This window comes from Micromonospora sp. NBRC 107095 (assembly GCF_030269705.1).
GTDB classification, from domain to species: Bacteria; Actinomycetota; Actinomycetes; order Mycobacteriales; family Micromonosporaceae; genus Micromonospora; species Micromonospora parva.
In genome coordinates, this window is record NZ_BSTU01000001.1 from 1,349,225 (window position 1) to 1,369,173 (window position 19,949).

The 19,949-nt window shown below is 71.6% G+C and carries 16 protein-coding genes; 9 read left to right on the plus strand and 7 right to left on the minus strand.

Going from position 1 to position 19,949, the window contains the following annotated elements; genetic code table 11:
• Window positions 1-14: 14 nt before the first annotated feature.
• Window positions 15-1,814 (plus strand): glycoside hydrolase family 15 protein, encoded by a 1,800-nt coding sequence (locus QSK15_RS06400; protein WP_285793323.1) that lies wholly within the window; start codon window positions 15-17, stop codon window positions 1,812-1,814.
• Between the two features lie 20 nt (window positions 1,815-1,834).
• Here the strand turns inward: QSK15_RS06400 and QSK15_RS06405 are convergent, their stop codons facing one another.
• Complete coding sequence (locus QSK15_RS06405) at window positions 1,835-3,025, minus strand: threonine synthase (RefSeq protein ID WP_285793324.1); 1,191 nt, start codon at window positions 3,023-3,025, stop codon at window positions 1,835-1,837.
• Window positions 3,026-3,038: 13 nt separating this feature from the next.
• Complete coding sequence (locus QSK15_RS06410; RefSeq protein ID WP_285793325.1) at window positions 3,039-4,079, minus strand: DNA polymerase ligase N-terminal domain-containing protein; 1,041 nt, start codon at window positions 4,077-4,079, stop codon at window positions 3,039-3,041.
• A 94-nt stretch (window positions 4,080-4,173) separates the two neighbouring features.
• On the opposite strand from QSK15_RS06410, the gene QSK15_RS06415 reads away from it, so the two are divergent.
• The 3 genes from QSK15_RS06415 to QSK15_RS06425 all read left to right on the plus strand — a co-directional run bounded on the left by QSK15_RS06415 (window position 4,174) and on the right by QSK15_RS06425 (window position 6,205).
• Window positions 4,174-4,962 (plus strand): aldo/keto reductase, encoded by a 789-nt coding sequence (locus tag QSK15_RS06415; protein WP_285793326.1) that lies wholly within the window; start codon window positions 4,174-4,176, stop codon window positions 4,960-4,962.
• Window positions 4,963-5,087: 125 nt separating this feature from the next.
• Entirely contained in the window at window positions 5,088-5,240 is a 153-nt protein-coding gene (locus QSK15_RS06420) for a hypothetical protein (RefSeq protein WP_285793327.1), read from the plus strand.
• Window positions 5,240-6,205 carry a golvesin C-terminal-like domain-containing protein gene (locus QSK15_RS06425; protein WP_285793328.1) on the plus strand — a complete coding sequence of 322 codons (966 nt, stop codon included), beginning with the start codon at window positions 5,240-5,242 and terminating at the stop codon, window positions 6,203-6,205. The genes QSK15_RS06420 and QSK15_RS06425 overlap by 1 nt, the downstream gene beginning before the upstream one ends.
• A gap of 60 nt (window positions 6,206-6,265) precedes the next feature.
• Here the strand turns inward: QSK15_RS06425 and QSK15_RS06430 are convergent, their stop codons facing one another.
• Window positions 6,266-7,390, minus strand: coding sequence for a glycoside hydrolase family 12 protein (locus tag QSK15_RS06430; protein WP_285793329.1), 1,125 nt, complete (start codon window positions 7,388-7,390; stop codon window positions 6,266-6,268).
• 298 nt (window positions 7,391-7,688) lie between these two features.
• Between QSK15_RS06430 and QSK15_RS06435 the strand changes: the two genes are divergently transcribed.
• Window positions 7,689-8,795, plus strand: coding sequence for an FAD-dependent monooxygenase (locus QSK15_RS06435; protein ID WP_285793330.1), 1,107 nt, complete (start codon window positions 7,689-7,691; stop codon window positions 8,793-8,795).
• 130 nt (window positions 8,796-8,925) lie between these two features.
• A complete protein-coding gene (gene ctaD, locus QSK15_RS06440) occupies window positions 8,926-10,683 on the plus strand; it encodes an aa3-type cytochrome oxidase subunit I (RefSeq protein WP_285793331.1) in 1,758 nt (585 codons plus the stop codon).
• A gap of 655 nt (window positions 10,684-11,338) precedes the next feature.
• On the opposite strand, the gene QSK15_RS06445 is transcribed toward ctaD, so the two are convergent.
• The 4 genes from QSK15_RS06445 to QSK15_RS06460 are packed head-to-tail and all read right to left on the minus strand — an operon-like array spanning window position 11,339 to window position 17,229.
• Window positions 11,339-12,589 (minus strand): MFS transporter, encoded by a 1,251-nt coding sequence (locus QSK15_RS06445; RefSeq protein ID WP_285793332.1) that lies wholly within the window; start codon window positions 12,587-12,589, stop codon window positions 11,339-11,341.
• A gap of 40 nt (window positions 12,590-12,629) precedes the next feature.
• Window positions 12,630-13,211 carry an isochorismatase family protein gene (locus tag QSK15_RS06450; RefSeq protein ID WP_285793333.1) on the minus strand — a complete coding sequence of 194 codons (582 nt, stop codon included), beginning with the start codon at window positions 13,209-13,211 and terminating at the stop codon, window positions 12,630-12,632.
• A gap of 36 nt (window positions 13,212-13,247) precedes the next feature.
• Window positions 13,248-14,534 (minus strand): nicotinate phosphoribosyltransferase, encoded by a 1,287-nt coding sequence (locus QSK15_RS06455; RefSeq protein WP_285793334.1) that lies wholly within the window; start codon window positions 14,532-14,534, stop codon window positions 13,248-13,250.
• Window positions 14,535-14,550: 16 nt separating this feature from the next.
• Window positions 14,551-17,229 (minus strand): LuxR C-terminal-related transcriptional regulator, encoded by a 2,679-nt coding sequence (locus QSK15_RS06460; RefSeq protein ID WP_285793335.1) that lies wholly within the window; start codon window positions 17,227-17,229, stop codon window positions 14,551-14,553.
• Window positions 17,230-17,425: 196 nt separating this feature from the next.
• Here QSK15_RS06460 and QSK15_RS06465 point away from each other — a divergent pair, with 196 nt between their 5' ends.
• The 3 genes from QSK15_RS06465 (at window position 17,426) to QSK15_RS06475 (ending at window position 19,912) form a co-directional block, all read left to right on the plus strand.
• Entirely contained in the window at window positions 17,426-18,976 is a 1,551-nt protein-coding gene (locus QSK15_RS06465; protein WP_285793336.1) for a P-loop NTPase family protein, read from the plus strand.
• A 148-nt stretch (window positions 18,977-19,124) separates the two neighbouring features.
• Window positions 19,125-19,415, plus strand: coding sequence for an ATP-dependent Clp protease adapter ClpS (gene clpS, locus QSK15_RS06470; RefSeq protein WP_030331276.1), 291 nt, complete (start codon window positions 19,125-19,127; stop codon window positions 19,413-19,415).
• The gene (locus tag QSK15_RS06475) at window positions 19,412-19,912 is read left to right on the plus strand and encodes a DUF2017 domain-containing protein (RefSeq protein WP_285793337.1); all 501 of its coding nucleotides are present in this window, start codon (window positions 19,412-19,414) and stop codon (window positions 19,910-19,912) included. The genes clpS and QSK15_RS06475 overlap by 4 nt, the downstream gene beginning before the upstream one ends.
• Window positions 19,913-19,949 lie beyond the last annotated feature (37 nt).

Consider the following 19,949-nt stretch of genomic DNA (forward strand, 5'->3'; position numbering starts at 1 on the left):
GGTACCCCCGGCGGGTGGAGCAGCAGCCGCCGATCTCCGACTACGGGTTCCTCTCGGACTCCCGTTCGGGTGCCCTGGTCGGCAAGGACGGCTCGATCGACTGGTGGTGCCCGCACCGGTTCGATGGGTCGGCCGTGTTCGCGCGGCTGCTCGACCCGGGCGCCGGCCACTTCCGGCTGGCCCCGGTAGGCGTCGGGGGCCCGGGCCACCGGGTGGAGCGCGCGTACCTGCCGGACTCGCTGGTGCTGCGGACGGTGCACCACACGCCGCACGGCAGCGTGGCGGTCGTCGACGCCCTCGCCGCCGAGGTGGGCGCCCGCGCCCACGAGTTGGGCAAGAACTCACCGGCCGTGCTGATCCGGGTCGTGAAGGGCCTGTCCGGGCGGGTGCGGATGGGGCTCGACTTCGCACCCCGCCCGGAGTACGGCCTGCTCACGCCGTACCTGCACGATCAGCCGGACGGCGGGGTGCTGGCCGGCGCCGGCCCGGTGGTGCTGGTGTTGCGCGCCGGAGGTCTGCACCTGCGGGCGGGCACCGACCGGGTGACCCACGAGTTCGAGGTCTCCGCCGGTCAGGTGATCGGGATGGACGTCGCGTTCGGTGAGGCGTACGGCGATCCGCCGGCCCGACTGGACCCGCTGGCCGCCCTCGCGGAGACGACGCAGGCGTGGCAGGCGTTCCGGGAGACGCACGGATACTCCGGCCGCTACCCCGAACTCGTCAAACACAGCGCGACGGTGCTGACCGGCCTCACGTACGCCCGCAGCGGCGCGGTCGCCGCCGCGCTGACCTCGTCGTTGCCGGAGCAGATCGGTGGCGACCGGAACTACGACTACCGCTACTCGTGGCTGCGGGACTTCTCGTTGACGATGCGGGCGCTCTGGGTGGCGGCCTGCCCCGAGGAGACGTCCCGACTGTTCGCCTGGGCGACCCGCTCGATCGGCCGGTTCGGCGACGAGCCCGTGCCGGTGCTCTTCGGGCTGGAGGGCGAGCGTGACCTTTCCGAGCACCACTGCGACCACCTGCGCGGCTACCGGGGCAGCCGGCCGGTGCGGATCGGCAACGACGCCTGGCGCCAGCGACAGCTCGACGTGCCGGGTGAGGTGATGTCGGCGGTGTGGCGGCTGCGCGACTACCTCGGTGCGAACTTCGAGGTCGAGTTGCGGGAGATGGTGCTCGGGTTGACCGAGCAGGTGGCCGCGACGTGGCAGCTGCCGGACCGGGGCATCTGGGAGACTCGCGACGAAGAACGTCACTACCTCTCGTCCAAGGTGTCCTGCTGGCTGACCATGGACCGGGCGGTGGGGCTCGCCGACCGGCTCGGTGATCAGGCCGACCCCCGTCGCTGGGCCACGGTGCGCGACGAGATCCGGGAGACCGTGCTGCGCGAGGGGTGGAACGACCGGATCGGGGCGTTCACCGGCGCGTTCGGGTCGGCGGAGCTGGACGCCTCGGTGCTCGCCCTGCCGGTCACGCACTTCCTGCCGGCCACCGACCCACGGATGCGCTCGACGATCGCGATGGTCGAGCGCGAGCTGGGCACCGAGGACGGTCTGCTGCGACGCTGGACGGCCGACCCGGCCGGCTTCCTGCTGTGTTCGTTCTGGCTGGTGGAGTGCCTGGTGATGACGGGTGAGCAGCAGCGGGCCGAGGCGCTCTTCGAGCGGGTCGTCGGGTACGCCAACGACGTGGGGCTGTTCAGCGAGCAGATCGACCTGGCCACCGGGATGCAGCTGGGCAACATGCCGCAGGCGCTCTCGCACATCGGGCTGATCAACGCGGCCTGGCGGATCACCCAACCGGAGAGCTACTGATCCGTCGGCGCACCGTCAGCTCACGTCACCAGCGGTACGCCGGACACGTCGACGGTGTCCGGATACTTCAGTCCGGCGCCGGTGTTGAGCACCACCACCCGTTCGCCGGCCCGGATCCACCCTCCGGCGCGCAGCTGCCGCGCCGCCGTCAGGCAGGCCGCACCCTCCGGGCAGAGCAGCAGCCCCTCCCGGCCGGCGAACTCGCGCAGGTCGGCCAGGATGTCCGCGTCGTCGACGGCGACGGCCGTTCCGGACGACTCCCGCAGCGCCGCCAGGATCAGCTCGTCGCCCAGCGGGGCCGGCACCGTGATGCCGAACGCCACGGTGTGCGCGTCCGCCCACGGCTGCGCCCGATTCTCGCCGGCGGCGAACGCCCGCACGATCGGCGCGCAGCCGGTGGACTGCACGGCCACCAGCCGGGGCAGCTTGTCACCGATCCAGCCCAGCTCGCGCAGCTCGTGCAGCGCCTTGTGGATGCCGATCAGGCCGACACCGCCGCCCGTCGGGTAGATGATCACGTCCGGTACCTGCCAGCCGAGCTGCTCGACGATCTCGTACCCCATCGTCTTCTTGCCCTCCAGCCGGTAGGGCTCGCGCAGCGTGCCGGCGTCGAAGATCGCTCCGTTCGACTCCGCGATCAGCTCGGCCACCTGCCGACCGGCGTCGCCGATCAGCCCGTCGATCAGGCGCAGGTCGGCCCCGGCGGCGACGCACTCGCGCCGGCAGATGCTCGGCGCGCTCAACGGCATGACGATCGTCGCGCCCATCCCGGCCCGCGCGGCGTAGGTGGCCCACGCCGACCCGGCGTTGCCGTTGGTGGGCATCGCGACCCGCTCGACGCCCAGCTCACGGGCCCGGCTCACGCCGACCGCAGCGCCCCGGGCCTTGAACGAGCCGGTCGGGATCAGCCCCTCGTCCTTGACCATCAGGTCCGCGATGCCGATCTCCGTGCCGTACGCCGGGGTGCGCAGCAGGGGCGTCCAGCCCTCGCCCAGCGTGGTGACGTGCCGGGGATCGGCGACCGGCAGCAGCTCCCGGTAGCGCCACAGATCGGCCGGACGCAGCGGAAAGCGTTCCGGGGTGACCGCCTTCGCCACGGCCGGCAGGTCGTAGCGGGCGAGCAGCGGCGACCCGCAGTCGCAGAGGTTCTGTAACCGGTCGGCGGCGTGCTCCTTGCCGCACCGCGGGCAGTCCAGGTGGGTCAGGTACACGTCGCTCCTCGCGTCAGGCCGCGTCGATGCCCAGCCAGCGTCGGCTGCGCCGCCCCGGCTCGTAGACCGAGTCCAGCCGTTTGGCGACCACGCCCGGCAGGCCCTGTTCCTGCCCGGCACGCAGGGCCTCGTCGCCCGCGCCCGGGAACCACGGCGGAGTCTGCCAGTGCGCACCGGCCAAGGCCAGCCCATCGAGCAACTCCCGGCGTTGCGCGTACGGCACGTCGACGCTGCTCACGCCCTCCAGCCAGAGCAGATCGACGATCAGGTACTGAGCGTCGGCGGGGACCCGTCCGCCGGTGCTCGGGCGCACCGGACGCACCCGGCCGGCACCGTCGATGCGCACCAGCACACCGTCGAGCACCGCCTCGGTGGGGGCGAGCGCCTCGGCCATCGCGCGCAGCCACGGATATCCGCCGGTGATGTCCTCGTCGGTCTCGGAGAGCAGCCGCAGCCGGCCGCCGGAGACGTACGCCATCGCCCGGACGCCGTCCCAGCGCAGTTCGTACCCCCAGGCGGCGCTGTCGCGGGGGAGCCCGGCGGCGGGCGTGGGGTGCATCGGCCGGACCAGGTCCGGCATCGCTGTCCAGCCCGTTGGCGCGGGGTCGGTGCGACGGACCATCCAGTCCCGCCCGCCGGTGGCGAACAGCACGTAGCGCCCGGCGGTCCGGTCACCGCTGAGGGTCACGATCACCTCGTCGTCGCGCCACTTCTCGCAGTGGTAGGTGCCCCGGTCGTGGATCAGCATCCGGCCCCCGCCGTACTCACCGGCGGGGATCTCGCCGGCGAAGTCGAGGTACTCCATCGGGTGGTCCTCGGTGTGTACGGCGAGGTGGTTGCGACCCGGATCGCGCGGCAGCCCGCGTGGCACCGCCCAGGACGCGAGCACCCCGTCGTGCTCCAGACGCAGGTCCCAGTGCAGGCTGCGGGCGTGGTGCTGCTGGATGACGAAGCGGGCGGAGTCGGGGCCGGCCGACGGCGGGCCCTGCGGCACCGGCTCGGGTGTGCGGGCCGCGTCCCTCCGTCGCCGGTACTCCTGCAGCCGGTCGGTCACACCCGCATTCTCCGGCAAAACCGACCGGTGCGCTGGACGCCCCAGTGTCCGGTTCGCTCGGCGTTTGGGGGCGTGGCGGGGTAGAACGGACCTCATGGACCTCACCGACCAGCCCACCGCCCTGCTCCCCGGTGACGTGCGGATGCCCCTGCTCGGCTTCGGCACCTGGCAGGCCACCGGCCAGGCCGGGTACGACGCCGTGCTGGCGGCGCTCGACACCGGCTACCGGCACCTCGACACCGCCACCGTGTACGGCAACGAGCGGGAGGTCGGCCGTGCGGTGCGCGAGAGCGGGCTGCGCCGGGAGGACGTCTTCATCACCACCAAGCTGCCCCCCAACCAGGTGGGCCGGGAGCGGCAGACGCTGGAGGCCAGCCTGGAGGCGCTCGGCGTCGACCACCTGGACCTCTGGCTGATCCACTGGCCGCCGGGGTCGCCGGCCGACAGCATCCCGCTCTGGCGGGAGCTGATCGCCGCCCGGGACGAGAATCTCACCCGGGCCATCGGCGTCAGCAACTACAGCACCCCGCAGATCGACGAGCTGATCCAGTCCACCGAGGAGAACCCGGCGGTCAACCAGATCGAGTGGAGCCCGGCACTGTACGACCGGCAGCGGCACGCCGAGCACCGGGACCGGGGTGTGGTGCTGGAGGGGTACAGCCCGTTCAAGACCAGCGACCTCAGTGACCCGGTGCTGGTCAGGATCGCCGCCGCGCACGGCGTCTCGCCGGCGCAGGTGGTGCTGCGGTGGCACATCGACCACGAGATCGTGGCGATTCCGAAGTCGGTGACTCCGGAGCGGATCACCGCCAACTTCGACGTCTTCCACTTCTCGCTGACGGCGGAGGAGATGCGCGACATCGACGCGCTCGGCGAGGTCTGATCGGCGGATTCCTTCAGCGGGCGACCCGCCAATGAAGGGTATCGACATCGACGTACGTGACGGTATAGCGTGCCCGTCATCACGATCGTCGATCCGTTCGTGCCCGTCGTCGCTGGAGGATCGCCATGACCCGATCACCATCCGTCCGTCTGCGCCGCCGTGGGGTGCTCGGCATCCCCGCCCTGGTCGTCGCCGCGCTGACCGTCGTCGCCCGACCCGCCCCGGCCAACGCCGCGCCGAAGGCCGAGTGCCTCGCCGACCTGCTCGCGGACGCCTGATGGCGACGATCCCCTGGCTGGTGGACGTGCTGCGCGCCGCCGGGGTCCAGGTCGTCGTCGAGGGCGACTGGCTCAACCGGATGCGCCCCGGCTCCTTCGACCCGATCGGGGTGCTGTGGCACCACACCGCCTCGACCTCGAGCGCCAGCAACCCGCACCCGGCGCTCAACATCTGCATCAACGGCCGGTCCGACCTGCCGGGGCCGCTGTGCCAGGCGCTCGTCGACTACAACGGCGTCTTCCACGTCATCTCCGCCGGCCGCTGCAACCACGCCGGGGTCAGCGGCGGCAGCGGACCGATCCCCTCCGGGGACGGCAACACCCTGATGATCGGGTGGGAGATCGACTACAACGGTGTCAGCCAGGAGATGACGGCCGCGCAGTACAACGCCTCGGTCGCCGCCACCGCCGCGGTGCTCACCCGCCTCGGTCGGGACAGCAGCTACGCCCGGGGCCACCGGGAGACCAGCACCACCGGCAAGATCGACCCGTCCTTCATCGACCTGAACGTCATGCGCGCCGACGTGGCGGCGAAGATGGCCGGCGGCGGCACGACCTGGTCCGCAACGGTGGACAACACCACCAGCGGCCGGTTCACCGCCAGCGCCAACTGGGGCGTGTCGTCGTACTCCAGTCAGCGCTACGGGACCGACTACCGCTACGCCGAACCGGTCGCCGCCAGCGATGTCGCCTGGTACCGGTTCAACGTCCCGGCGGCCGGCAACTACCGGGTCGAGGCCTGGTGGCCGGCGAACTCGGGCTACAACAGCGCCACCCCGTACATCGTCGCCACCGGCAGCGGCAACCAGACCGTCCGGGTCGACCAGCGGGCCACCGGCGGGCAGTGGCGCGCTCTCGGCACGTTCGCCCTGCCGGCGGGCGACGCCAACCGGGTCGGCGTGAGCCGGTGGAGCAGCTCCAGCGGCCTGGTGATCGCCGACGCGGTACGCCTCACCCGGGTCTGACAGCGCCGGATCCCGTGTGCGGTGGGGGTGCGACCGGAAGGTCACGCCCCCACCGTCAGGTCAGTTGCGGGAGCAGGTCGCCCCGTTGAGCGAGAAGCTGCTCGGCGACGAGTACGACCCGTTCAACGTCCCCTGGTAGCCGAAGCTGGCAGTGCCCCCGGGTGCGATGGACCCGTTGTGGCCCACGTTCCGGGCGGTCACCGCAGACCCGCTCTGGCTCACCGTGGCGTTCCAGGCGTTGGTGACGGTCTGCCCGCTGGGCAGGTTGTAGTTCATCGTCCAGCCGTTGATCGCGCTGGACCCGGTGTTGGTGATCTGCACGTCGGCGGTGAAGCCGTTGTTCCACGAGTTCGCCGTGTACTTCACCGCGCAGCTCGCGCCACCGCCCGGCGGCGGGGTGGTCGGCGGCGGGTTGGTGGGGTTGCCGCCGCCGTTGACGTTGGCCGAGAACGACGTCACGGCCAGGCCGACGCCGCCCTGCCACGGCTCGAAGCCGGCCTGGATGCTGGTCAGGTACCAGGAATTGGTGATCGCGCCCCGGTTGCGGGTGTCGTTGATGAAGTCCAGCACGCTGAAGTTCAGGCTGGAGATCGCCGACTGCGCGACGTAGGAGATGACGTTGTTGGAGCCGTTGCTGCCCCGCCAGACCTCCCAGGTGCGGCCGGCCAGGTTCGTCGTGCCGACCACCGAGCCGATGGGCTGGATCGGGCCCTGCCGGTTGAGCCAGATCATGATCTCCATCTGGTTCACCCCGTCCCGCTTGGGTGACGGGTCCAGCCAGATGTCGTACGACGCGTTGTAGGTGGCGCCGCTGACGTAGCGGTAGGAGATGCTGCTGGTGGCGCTGCTGATCTGGCTCACCTGGATCGGCAGGTTCGTGCCGGGGGAGCAGTTGGTGTAGTGGCAACCGAAGAACACCGAGGGGTACGCGGTGGGCGCGCCGTTGGTGGGGCTGCTGCCGTTCAGGGTGGTGATCTCGAAGCCGCTGCTGGTGACGTTGATGCACTGCTGGGCGGTGGTGCCCCAGCGGTTGTTCTGCACGACGTAGCGGCCCTGGATGGTGGTCGAGCCGTACTGTTCGCAGATCAGGGTGTCGGCGGAGGCCGTGCCGCCGAAGGTCACGGCCACCAGGGAACTGGCGACCAGCAACCCGGCGACGGCCAGGGCCCGAAGTTGACGTTTCATGACGCTCCTTGACTCGGCGCGTGCCGGGCGCCGGATGTGGTGGGGCAGTGCGGGAGCGCTCCCACGCTCAACGACACATTTACATGTCTGAAACTGACGCGCAACCGTCGGGATTGAACTGGCAAATTGTGAGGATTGCCATCCCCGCCTTACGGTCGGCGACGGACGGCCGGCCAAGCGGCTCGGGTCGCCGACGAGCGGCGGGGTGCGGGCCGATTGGGCCTGGTGTGCGCCGATCGCTCCGAGTAGCGTGTTGCCTCCAACGCGTGCCGCTCCCCCTCCGGAGGCGTACACCACCATGGGTGGCTCCCCCCTGCGCATCCTCGTCGTCGGCGCGGGCATCGCTGGCCTGTCCGTAGCCCGGGCGCTGCGCCTGGCGGGCTTCCGGCCCGACGTCACCGACAAGCTGCCACCGGGGGAGTCCATCGAGACCGGCCTCTACCTGCCCGGCAACGCCGCCCGCGCGCTGCACCGGCTCGACCTGCACGACCCCGTCCGGCCGGTCGGGCAGGTGATCCACCGGCAGCGGTTCTTCGACGCCGCGGGCGCGCAACTCTGCGAGGTCGACCTCGACGCCCTCTGGGCCGGCGTCGGCGAGTGCCGCGCGCTACCCCGGGCCGACCTGCACCGGGTGCTGCTCAGCGGTGCCGGCGGCGCCGTCCGGCACGGCGCCGAGGTCCGCACCCTGGACCTGCTTCCCGGTGCCGTCGGCGTCACCTTCACCGACGGCACCACCGGTGAGTACGACCTGGTCATCGGCGCCGACGGACCACGCTCCTCGGTCCGTGCGCTGGCCGCGCTCGGTGGGCCGCCGCGCCCGGTCGGGCAGGTGGTCTACCGGGCCGTCCTGCGCGACGGCCCACCGGTCACCGAGTGGACCGCACTGCTCGGCCAGCGCTCCGGGTTCCTGATGGTGCCGATCGGTGCCGGGCGACTGCACCTCTACGCCGACGAGGCCGGCACCGAGGAACCCGCCGATCCTCTCGCGCGGCTGCGCGACCTCTTTGCCGACTACCGCGGCCCGGTGCCCGAGGTGCTGGCGGCCCTCGACGAGGTGCACGTCGGGATCACCGACGAGGTGGAGTTGGGCCGTTGGCACCGGGGGCGCGTGCTGCTGGTCGGCGACGCGGCGCACGCCACCGCGCCGACGCTGTCGCAGGGCGCGGCCATGGCGTTGGAGGACGCCGTGGTGCTGGCCGAGTCGCTGCGCGCCGCCAACAGCGTGGAGGCGGCGCTGGTGGCGTACGAGAGTCGTCGCCGCCCGCGTACCCGATGGGTGCGGGACCGGACCCGGGACCGCAACCGGACCAGGGATGTGCCGCCGGCGCTGCGCGACCCGCTGCTGCGCGGACGCGGCGACCGGATCTTCGGGGAGCACTACCGGCTCCTGCTCGGCCCGCTGTAGGCCCGTTGTAGATCGTGTCACGCCACCCCACGCGGCGCTGCGACCTGCCGGGGACTATCCTCCTTGCGGATGACGGCCCGCCGATAACCAGCGTGTGCCGAGCGGGACAACCGAGAACCGGAGGCCACTCGTGACCACCGTCGCACCCAAGCCGGTCGTGACCCGGCCCTGGCCGGTCCGGGAGCCGGTCAAGGGGTCGGCCATCGCGCGGCTGCTGCGAACCACGGACGCGAAGCAAATCGGGATCATGTACATGGTCACCGCGTTCGTGTTCTTCATGATCGGCGGCCTGATGGCGCTGATCATGCGGGCTGAGCTGGCCCGGCCAGGGCTGCAGTTCCTGTCGCCCGAGCAGTACAACCAGCTCTTCACCATGCACGGCACGATCATGTTGCTGTTCTTCGCGACGCCGATCGTGTTCGCCTTCGCCAACTACATCGTGCCGATCCAGATCGGCGCGCCTGACGTCTCCTTCCCCCGGCTGAACAGCTTCGCCTACTGGCTGTACCTGTTCGGCGGGACGATGGCGACGGCCGGGTTCATCACCCCGGGTGGCGCCGCCGACTTCGGTTGGTTCGCGTACGCGCCGCTGAGCAGCGTCGAGCACTCGCCCGGCGTCGGCGCCAACATGTGGATCATGGGTCTGGCCATCTCCGGTCTGGGCACCATCCTCGGTGCCGTGAACATGATCACCACGGTGCTGACCCTGCGCGCCCCAGGCATGACCATGTTCCGGATGCCGATCTTCACGTGGAACATCCTGGTCACCAGCCTTCTGGTGATCCTGGTCTTCCCGCTGCTGGCCGCAGCGCTCTTCGCGCTCGCCGCGGACCGCATCCTCGGCGCGCACGTGTACGACCCGGCAACCGGTGGGCCAATGCTCTGGCAGCACCTGTTCTGGTTCTTCGGGCACCCCGAGGTCTACATCGTGGCGTTGCCGTTCTTCGGCATCATCAGCGAGGTCATCCCGGTCTTCTCCCGCAAGCCGATCTTCGGCTACAAGGGTCTGGTCGCCGCGACCGTCGCGATCGCCGCGCTCTCCATGAGCGTCTGGGCGCACCACATGTTCGCCACCGGTCAGGTGCTGCTGCCGTTCTTCAGCTTCCTGAGCTACCTGATCGCCGTGCCGACCGGTATGAAGTTCTTCAACTGGATCGGCACCATGTGGCGGGGCCAGATCAGCTTCGAGACGCCCATGCTCTGGGCGGTCGGCTTCCTGGTCACGTTCCTCTTCGGTGGTCTCACCGGTGTGCTGCTGGCCAGCCCGCCGATCGACTTCCACGTGTCGGACTCGTACTTCGTGGTGGCGCACTTCCACTACGTGCTCTTCGGCACCATCGTGTTCGCGGTCTTCGCCGGCATCTACTTCTGGTTCCCGAAGATGTTCGGCCGGATGCTCGACGAACGCCTGGGCAAGGTGCACTTCTGGCTCACCATGATCGGGTTCCACACCACGTTCCTGGTGCAGCACTGGCTCGGCAACGAGGGCATGCCCCGCCGGTACGCCGACTACCTGCCCAGCGACGGCTTCACCACGCTGAACATGATCTCCACGATCGGCGCGTTCATCACCGGTATCTCCACGCTGCCGTTCATCTACAACTGCTGGAAGTCGTACAAGACCGGCCCGGTGGTCGAGGTGAACGACCCCTGGGGTCACGGCAACTCGCTGGAGTGGGCGACCAGCAGCCCGCCGCCGCTGCGTAACTTCGACCGCATGCCGCGCATCCGCTCCGAGCGGCCGGCGTTCGACGCGAAGTTCCCCGAGCTGGCCGCCGGCCAGAGCGTGGCCGGCCCGCCGGAGGGTGGCGCCAAGCCGCTCACCAGTGAGTCCGACGGTGGCGCGAGCTACCGCGAGGACACCGCCAGCGACGTCGACCGGCACTGACGCAAAACCCAGGCAGTACGACGGGCGCCGCCCCCCGGGACACCGGGAGCGGCGCCCGTCGCCATGTCCAGCCACCGCCACTCTCGCGTCTAGCCTTGTACCAGCCGGTCCACGCGGCTCACCGGCGGCTGCCGTCCGTAGCGTCTGCTGGGTCTGGCCTCGGCTTGGCTTGGCCTGGCTCGGCGTCGGCGCGGCCTAACCCGGTGTCGGCACGGACTGGCCCATGGTCGGCCTGGCCCCAAGGCAGGCCATGTCCCTCGTGAGCGTGATGTCTGTGAGTCATCACGATGACTCACAGACATCACGCTCACGAGCAGGTATGCGGCCCCGGCGGCCCTGGTGGTCCGGCGGCCCTGGTGGTCCGGCGGCCCTGGTGGTCCGGCGGCCCTGGTGGTCCGGCGGCCCTGGTGGTCCGGCGGCCCTGGTGGCCCGGCGGCCCGGCGGACACCTCGATCCGCAGTGACGCCACTATCTTGCTGCCCCAGACAGCGCGCCGGCCGGAAACTGCCGGGCGGCACACCCACCCAATTGGGTTGGTGCACGGCTGCCTTGACCCGTTCTGGCTCGCCTGCCGGCGGAGCTGCCCCCGGCCCGGCATGCCCCGGGCCCGGCACGGCTCAGTCCGGCTCGGCTTGGCCCGGCCGCTGTCAGACCGTTAGCGGGCGGCGGGGGTGAGGTCCGCTTCGACGGGCGGTGGGACGGTTGCGGCGGCGCGACGGCGGCGCAGTTCGATCGGGAGCACCACCACCGTGACCAGCGCGCCGAGTGCCCCGGTGACCACGAAACCCCAGACCGGCGAGCTGGCGTCGATCACCGCTCCGGCGAGCGGCGCACCGATCGCGATGCCCACGGTGACCGCCGAGCCGTGCAGCCCCATCGCCTCACCGCGTACCTGGGCCGGGACCAGGCGGCTGACCGCGTCCGAACCGGCCGCGATGGTCGGCGCGCAGAGCGCACCGGCCGGGATCAGCGCCAGGCACAGCAGCCACCAGTGCGCGCCGCCCAGCCCGACCGGGATGGTGCACAGGGCGAGTGCGGCGGTCAACGCCAGTGGGGAGAACGAACGGTGCACGGCTCCGTAGGCGAACCCGCCGGCCAGCGAGGCGACCGCCCAGATGGCCAGCACCGCGCCGGTCCAGCCGACCTCGCCGCTGGCCCGGAGCACCGCGACCACCGCCACGTCGGTGCCGCCGAGCACCAGTGTCGCCGCGGTGCTGAGGGCCAGTACGGCGAGCAGCCGGGGCGTCAGCCACTGCCGGCGAGGCACCCGCTGGGCCGGCCCGCTGGGCTCCCCGGTGGTGGCTTCGCGGATCGGCGGGTTGACCAGCCACAGGGCGATGCCGGCGGCCACGATGCCGCCGCCGACCAGGTACATGGTGGTCTGCGCGGAGATCGCGGTGACCAGCGCGACGGCCAACGCCGGGCCGATCATGAACGACAGCTCCACCGACATCGAGTCCAACGCGTACGCCGGGCGGCGCTGGTCCTCCGGGACCAGCGCGGCGATCGACTGACGGACCACTGAGAAGATCGGCAGGGCCAGCGAGCCGGCCACGAACGCGGCCGGCAGGAGCAGGGGGTACGGCAGCGACGGCGCGGTCGACCAGAAGATCGCCTCCGCGATGCCGGTGAGCACCAGGACCGGGCGGAGACCCCGGTGATCCACCAGCCGGCCGAGAATCGGCCCGCCGATCGCCGCGCCCACGGTGACCGCCGCACCGACCAGGCCGGCGGCCCCGTAACCGCGGTGCAGGTCGAACACCACGTGGAAGGTCAGCGTCACCCCGGTCGCGGTGAGCGGGATGCGGGCGAGGACGGCGACCACCAGCAGCGATCGCAGGCCGGGCAGGGCGAGTGCCCGCCGGTAAGGCTTCATGTTCACGTGGGTCCGTACCTCCGGCGACATCCTCGACCGGCGGCGGCCCCTTGGCCAACCAATTAGCGGCTCATGCGGCCCTGATCACAGGCTGCCCGTGCATGATCACTCCGGCGCCGTCCATCGCGCGCAGGGCCACGTCGGTGGTCGCCGGGGCGACGGCGGCGGTCAACTCGAGCAGCACGGTCGTGGCGAAACCCTCCCGGGCGGCGTCCAGCGCGGTGGCCCGCACGCAGTGGTCCGTGGCGATGCCGACCAGGTCGACCCGGTCCACGTCGTGTCGGCGCAGCCAGTCGGCCAGGCACTCGCCGTCGTCGGCATGCCCCTCGAAACCGGAGTACGCCGCTGCGTGCTCGCCCTTGTGGAAGATCGCCTCGATCCGGGCGGTGTCCAGTTCGCTGTGGAACTCCGAACCGCTGGTGCCGACCACGCAGTGCCGGGGCCAGGACTCCACGAAGTCCGGCGGATCGCCGAAGTGGGCCCCCGGGTCGACGTGGTAGTCCTTGGTGGCGACCACGTGCGTCCACCGGTCCGGCTCGGCGGCGAGGAGCCGGGAGATCCCGGCGGCCACCCCTGCGCCACCGGCGACGGCCAGCGAGCCGCCCTCGCAGAAGTCGTTCTGCACGTCCACGATGATCAGCGCGTTGGCCATCAGGGGTTCCCCTTCGAGATCGGATCGGCGGAAGGCTCAACCAGCGGGTACGACGGTGACCGGCACGGCCGGGTCGCCGGCCGAGAGCTTCAGCCCCTCCCACGGGATGGAGATCAGACACTCCCGCAGGTGCTCCCGCGACTCGTCGAGCGTCGGCAGCGGCACCGGCTCACCGGCGGCCACGAACGACTGCTGGAGCAGGCGGTCGTTGGGCTGCCGGTCCGGAACGCCCTGCGGAACGATGATCTCCTCGGTGGCGGTACCGGTCGGCTTGTGCCGGCGGACCGCGACCTTCCGGCCGCCGATCGTCGCCTTGTGCTCGGAGCGCTTCACCACCGGTCGTCCCTCGACCTCGACCAGCTTGTACACCAACCCGGCGGTCGGCGCGCCGGAACCGGTGACCACGGCCGTGCCGGCGCCGTACATGTCGACCGGTTCGGCGGCCAGCGCGGCGATCGCGTACTCGTCCAGGTCGCCCGAAACGATGATCTTGGTCTCGGTGGCGCCCAACGAGTCGAGCAGCTCCCGGGACTGCTGAGCGATCACCGCGAGGTCGCCGGAGTCGATGCGTACCGCCCGCAGCTCCGGCCCGGCCACCGCTATCGCGTTGCGGATGCCCTGGCTGATGTCGTACGTGTCGACCAGCAGCGTGGTGTCCTTGCCCAGCGTGGCGACCTGCGAGGCGAACGCCGCCCGTTCGTCGTCGTGCAGCAGGGTGAAGGCGTGCGCCGCCGTGCCCGCCGTCGGAATACCGTAGAGCGCACCGGCGGCGAGGTTGGACGTGAACCGGAAACCGGCCAGGTACGCGGCTCGCGCCGCGGCCACCGCCGCCTCCTCGTGTGCCCGCCGCGAGCCCATCTCGATGAGCGTCCGGCCGCGCGCCGCGGTCACCATCCGTGCCGCCGCAGCGGCCACCGCGCTGTCGTGGTTGAGCACGGACAGCACCAGCGTCTCCAGCACCACACACTCGGCGAAACCGCCGGAGACGGTGAGGATCGGTGAGCCGGGGAAGAACAGCTCGCCCTCGGCGTAGCCGTCGACGTCGCCGGTGAAGCGGTAGTCGGTGAGCCACGCCGCCGCCATCTCGTCGACCACCCCGGTCCGCAGCAGGAACTCCACCTCGCTGGGATCGAACCGGAAGTCGCGGATCAGCTCGATCAGTCGGGCCGTCCCGGCGACCACGCCGTACCGGCGGCCACTGGGCAACCGGCGGCTGAACACCTCGAAGACACACCGGCGGTCGGCGGTGCCGTCCTTCAGGGCCGCGCTGACCATCGTCAGCTCGTAGTGGTCGGTCAGCAGCGCGGGGCGGTGGATGCTCACCGCCCCAGCCTAAGGTTCAGCTCGCGTCGCCGCCGTCGTGGCCCGGGATCGAACGTAACGCCGCCCACAGCTCGGCCCGGCTGGTCACGCCGAGTTTGGCGTAGATCCGCTGGAGGTGGTTCTCCACAGTGCGCGCCGACAGGTAGAGCCGTTCGGCGATGGCCCGGCTGGCCGCACCGTGCGCGGCGAGGCGAGCCACCTGCCACTCCCGCTCGGTGAGCACCGGCGCGCCGGCCTGGAGCGCCGGCGTCCGGATCGCGTCGCAGCGCCCGAGCAACCCGGCGAGACGCTCCCGGGCGTCGTTGGCCGCCGCCGAGTGCTGTTGGCGCAGCCGCTGAACGGCCTGGGAGGTGGCCTCGGCCGCGTACACGGTCAACTCCAGTGCGGCGTAGTCGTCGGCGACCGCGAGCAGATCAGCGGGGGAGTCGGTCACCGCGGCGCGGGCGTGCCGGGCCAACAGCGGTGGCAACACCCCGTCGACCCGCTCGGAGAGCTCGGCGAGGCGCTGCGCGACGGTGCGCCGACCACCGTCGGAACAGGTGGGCCCGACCGCCATGCCCGCCTGGTCCAGTCGGACCAGGTCGTGCAGAACGTGCACCTCGTGCCCGGCGAAGCCGTCCGAGCGCAGCCGATCCACCAGGTCGCCGAGGTGCTTGACCGCGCCCGGCAGGTCGCCACCAGCGGCCAGCGACGCGCCCCGGGCCTGCTCCAGCCACGGGTAGAGCACCGCCATTCCCGGCGCGTGGGTGCGGTCGGCCTCGGCCATCGCCGCGGCCGCCTGCACGGCGTCACCGCGCAGCGCCGCCGACTGGGCGCGTTCGGCCTGGGCCAGACCCGCGTAGACCCGACTCGTGGCCAGCACCGCACAGGCACTCAGGGAGGTCCGCATGGCGGCGCCGCTCTGCCCGCGCAGCCGGTACGCGTACGCCTGCAGGATGGCCAGGTAGCCGGTGCCGAGGCGGAAGTCACCCTCCCCGGCGAGGTCGGCGAACTCGTCGGCGACGATCGCGTCGATTCCGGCCAGGTCGCCGGTGAGCATGAGCCGGGTGCCGCGGGCCAACTCCAGGGCCAGTTGGAGGTACGGCATGTCGGTGCGCCAGTTGGCCGCAGCCGAGTGCACCTGGGCGATCGCCGTACCGCTGCGGGTCAGCTCGCCCTGCGCGGCCTGGACGTACGCGATCGTGGAGCGGGCCAGCTCGCGGGCGGCGACGCCGGCCGCCGGCCGGTCCAGGACACGTTGGCTGAGCCGCACCGCGGCGGCGGTGTCCAGCCGGTGCAGGCGCATGATCGCTTCGAAGGCGTGCACCCGGGCCCGGTCGGCGGAGTCGCTGAGCTGCTCGACCCGGCCGGCGATCTCCTCCACCGTGGACTCCTGGCTCAACCCCCAGTAGCTGACCATGCCGCGCACTGTCAGCCAGCGGCAGAGCCGTCGCTCGTCGCCCGGCTCCGGGGGCACCGCGTCGAGGACGTCGATCGCCTCGCCGGGCCGGTCGGCGAACATCAGGATGGTGGCCAGCAGCTCCGCCGCGTCGGAGCCGCCGTCGGCGTTCAGCGCGGCCCGCGCCAGGCGGGTCGCCAGCGGTACGTCGTAGCGGGTGAACGCCTGTACGGCGGCCTCCAGCAGCAGGGCCGGGTCCTGTGCGGTGCCCGAGTCGAGTCGCCAGACGGCCACCCGCAGCAGGTCGTCGCGGCGGCGCTTGCCGACCTGCTCGATCAGCTCGGCGAGGTGCGCCTGAAGCCGACGGGTGCGGCTGACCGGACAGCGCCGGCGCATCACCTCGCCGTAGAGCGGGTGGGCCAGCCGGACGTTGGTGCGCCGGTCGTGCTGGTCCACGGTGATCAGGCCGCGCTCCTCGGCGGTCTCCACGTCCTTCTGATCGGCGGCCTGCCTGAGCAGTTGCAGGCCGAGTGGTTCGCCGAACGCGACAAGCTCGACCACCGCGCGGACGCCGTCGGTGAGCTTTCCGACCCGGGTGTCGATGAGGTCGGTCAGGTTGGGCGCCAGCTCCAACCGCCCGGTCCACTTCCAGATCCCGTACGTCTGCTTCAGCTCCGCGCTGCCGTTGGCGGCGTGCACCAGTTCGCGTAGCAGCAGCGGGTTGCCGGACGACAGTCGGCCGAGCCGGTCGGCGGAGCCCGGGTCGACCGGGCCGCCCAGGATCGCCGCCAGCAGCCCAGCGGTCTCCGCCTGCGGCATCGGGGTCAGCTCCACGTGCTCGACCAGGTCGTCGGTCCAGAGCGCGCGGATCGGCAGCGGGATCTGCTCGCCGTCGCGCAGGGTGCCGACCACTGTGGCGTTCTCGGCGCGGGCGACCAGGTGCACCAGTGCGGCCGAGGGTGGGTCGAGCAGGTGGGCGTCGTCGATGGCGAGCACGATCCGTCGGCCGGCCGCCTGCTGTTGCAGCACGTTGAGAGCCCAGCGCAGGACGCCGGCGGGGGAGAGGCCCTGGGGCTGCTCCGCGGGGAGGACCTGGACCAGGCCGCCGAACGGCAGCGCCGCGGTGGTGGCGCTCGCGGCGATGGACCAGATCGCGAACCGGTCGGTGGGCAGGGCGCCCACGCCCTCGCGCAGCAACCGGCTCTTGCCGATGCCAGCGCTGCCGCTGAAGAAGAGCCCTCGGCCGGCCTCACCGGTCACCGCCTCCAGCAGGCGGTTGAGCTCATCCGTGCGGCCGACGAACTCCCATCGACTCATCCGCGCAGCATATCGATCGGAATCCGTCCGCGCCCGCACCGTCACGGTGCGAAGTTGAGTAAGCGCACAATTACCGGTGAGTATTCGGGGTGTTCTGCCCGGTCGTCGGCCCGCCCGTAGTCTTCCGACATCCGGGGTTGACGTACCGGAAAATTTCGCGACCGGACCTCCGACCACCTGCAACGGGAGGCACCTGATGAAGCAGGGCCCTCTCCCCTCGGTCGACTCGTCGGACGACATGACCGGCCCAACCGACCTACCCACCTGCGGCCCGCTCCCCACCCGGATCGGCGTGGCGGGCCCCGCCCCGGACGAGCCGCTCGGTGTGGTCGCCGTCGGCCCGGCCGGTGCCGAGCGGCGTGCCGTGCTCGCCACACTGCTCGGGCTCGACCCGGTCATGCTCACCGTGCCCGCCGGCAGTTGGTTGGTGGTGCGCAACGCCCAGGTGCCCACCCGGGCGGCGTACGTGCCCGGTTACCGCCAGCCGCACTCGTACGGCGCGGACCGGGACGCCGCCGGTCCGGCGTTGGCTCGTCCGCCCCGGCGGGTCGAGCTGACGGTGCCCGAGCCACTGCTGCGGCACTTCGTCCTGATCGACGTTCCGGACACCGCCACCCTCGGCGTGGCCGGCACCCAGGTGCTGCTCGAAGCGGCGGGCCGGGCCGGAGCGCTGCTCTTCGTGATCGCCGCCGACCAGGCTTTCACCGCCGCCGAGTTGAACCTGCTCGCCGAAGTCGCCTCGACCTCGGTGGAGGTCGTCTTCGCGGTCACTCCCGGCGCGGCGGGTTGGGCTCAGATGGCCGACGGCACGGCGACTACGGAGGGCGCGGGGGCGTCCGTCCCGCCGGTCGGGGGTTCGCAGACCGAGGTGGACGCGGTAGCGGTGACGGTGGAGGCGCATCGGGCCGCGCTGCTGGCCGCGGTGCCGGCGTTGGCCGGCGCGCGGTGGTTCCCGGTCGACGACGCCGCCTCCGCCGCCGACCTGCGGCGGGCGCTGGTGGGTTGGGCGTCGCGTGAGGGTTTGCAGCGGGCCAGCGTCGACCCACCGGTGGTGCCGGGGCAGCAGGGTCGCGTCGCCGTGGCCGCCGATCCGGGTGACTGGTCCGAACGGTTGGACCGGCACGCCCGCTCGTGTGCTCAGCGCATCCGCCAGCACCTCGCCCTGGAGTTGGCGAACATCCACCTGCGGGCGGTTCAGGAGATCGTGTTCGGAGTCGGCTGTGCCGGCCTGCCGGATCTGCTCGACCGGGAGATGGCGGCGTTGTCGCTGTTGGCCACCGCGCAGTGCGATCAGGCGGTGCGCGGCATCGTGACCGACGTCGCGTCCCGGGTGCTCGGCGCGCCGCCGAGCGAAGGCGTGCGACGTCGGATCAACGCCGCTGTGCAGTACGGCCTGGCCGATCACCGGCCCGGCCAGGAGTTGGACAAGGTGCTGTTGATCACCAGTACGGCCGGGGTGGCCGAGTTGACCGGCCCGGAGGCGATCGACGCCGCCGCCAGCTATCCGGTGGCGTCCCGTGACGAGGTGCTCCCACCGGTGGCGGTGGCGCTCTCCGGCGGGTGCTGGCAGCAGTGGCGTACCCCCGGCAACGACAACCACAGCGCGGCGCGGGCCTGGTCCCAGCGGGCGGTGCGCGAGGTCGAGTTGGGGTTGTCCAGGGAGATCTCCCGACGGTTCGAGGTGATCCGCCTCTCGCTGGGCGTGGTGCTCTCCGATGCAGTTGATCACGGCATCCTGCTCGCCTGACGGCGCGCCCGACGGTTGGCCCGGGTCCGGGCCCGACCCAGCGCTCGGTGGCGTCCAGAGCGGGTCGGGAGTGCCCGGAGTGGGTGATCCGCGCCGGGCCGGCGTTCCGGTTCCTCGGTTCCGGGAAACCGGTGGCACGATGGGGGGCATGGCGGCTCCGCAGGTTGTACCGGTCGAGACGCCGGACACTGACGAGGTGCCGGCGTCCGACCGGCAGTGGGTGACGATCGTGTGGGACGACCCGGTCAACCTGATGACGTACGTGACCTGGGTTTTCCAGAAGCTTTTCGGCTACAGCCGGGAGAGGGCCGAACAGCTGATGCTGGACGTGCACCACAAGGGGCGTGCTGTGGTCTCCACCGGCGCCCGCGAGCGGATGGAGCACGACGCGTCGCAACTGCACGCGTACGGGCTCTGGGCGACGGTGGACAGATCATGAGCATGTTCCGTCGCCAGGCCGGTCACTACGTGGCCGTCTTCGCCGTCGACGAGGTGCGGGTGCTGCGGAAGGTCGCCTCCGAGGTGGTGGGTCTGCTCACTGACGGCTTCGACCACACCGACCCGGTCGTCGGTCGGCTCTTCCCGGCGGTCTACCCGCAGGACGCTGCGGGCACCGCCGAGTTCCGCCGCTACACCGAGGGCGACCTGAAGACCGCGAAGATCGATCAGGCGGGGGCGATCCTGGCCGCGTTGCCGGACGACGCCGGTGGCGAGGTGCGGCTGGACGCCGAGGCCGCCGAGGCGTGGTTGCGGGCACTGAACGACGCCCGGCTCGCGATGGGCGTCCGCCTGGAGATCAAGGACGGCACGGATCTGGGCGAGGAGTTGGACGACGCGGTCGCTGAGGACCCGGGTTCCAGCAGGGTGTTCCAGCTTTCGGTCTACGCGTATCTCGGATATCTGCAGGAGTCGCTGCTCAACGCCTTGATCGACTAGGGGTGACCGGCACCACTTCGGCCTGTGCTCGACAGGC

Coding starts and splice junctions, on each gene's coding strand:
- QSK15_RS06415 (WP_285793326.1), top strand. CDS start 4,174: ATGGACCTCACCGACCAGCCCACCGCCCTGCTCCCCGGTGACGTGCGG.
- QSK15_RS06420 (WP_285793327.1), top strand. CDS start 5,088: ATGACCCGATCACCATCCGTCCGTCTGCGCCGCCGTGGGGTGCTCGGC.
- QSK15_RS06425 (WP_285793328.1), top strand. CDS start 5,240: ATGGCGACGATCCCCTGGCTGGTGGACGTGCTGCGCGCCGCCGGGGTC.
- QSK15_RS06430 (WP_285793329.1), bottom strand. CDS start 7,390: ATGAAACGTCAACTTCGGGCCCTGGCCGTCGCCGGGTTGCTGGTCGCC.
- QSK15_RS06435 (WP_285793330.1), top strand. CDS start 7,689: ATGGGTGGCTCCCCCCTGCGCATCCTCGTCGTCGGCGCGGGCATCGCT.
- QSK15_RS06445 (WP_285793332.1), bottom strand. CDS start 12,589: ATGTCGCCGGAGGTACGGACCCACGTGAACATGAAGCCTTACCGGCGG.
- QSK15_RS06450 (WP_285793333.1), bottom strand. CDS start 13,211: ATGGCCAACGCGCTGATCATCGTGGACGTGCAGAACGACTTCTGCGAG.
- QSK15_RS06460 (WP_285793335.1), bottom strand. CDS start 17,229: ATGAGTCGATGGGAGTTCGTCGGCCGCACGGATGAGCTCAACCGCCTG.
- QSK15_RS06465 (WP_285793336.1), top strand. CDS start 17,426: ATGAAGCAGGGCCCTCTCCCCTCGGTCGACTCGTCGGACGACATGACC.
- clpS (WP_030331276.1), top strand. CDS start 19,125: ATGGCGGCTCCGCAGGTTGTACCGGTCGAGACGCCGGACACTGACGAG.
- QSK15_RS06475 (WP_285793337.1), top strand. CDS start 19,412: ATGAGCATGTTCCGTCGCCAGGCCGGTCACTACGTGGCCGTCTTCGCC.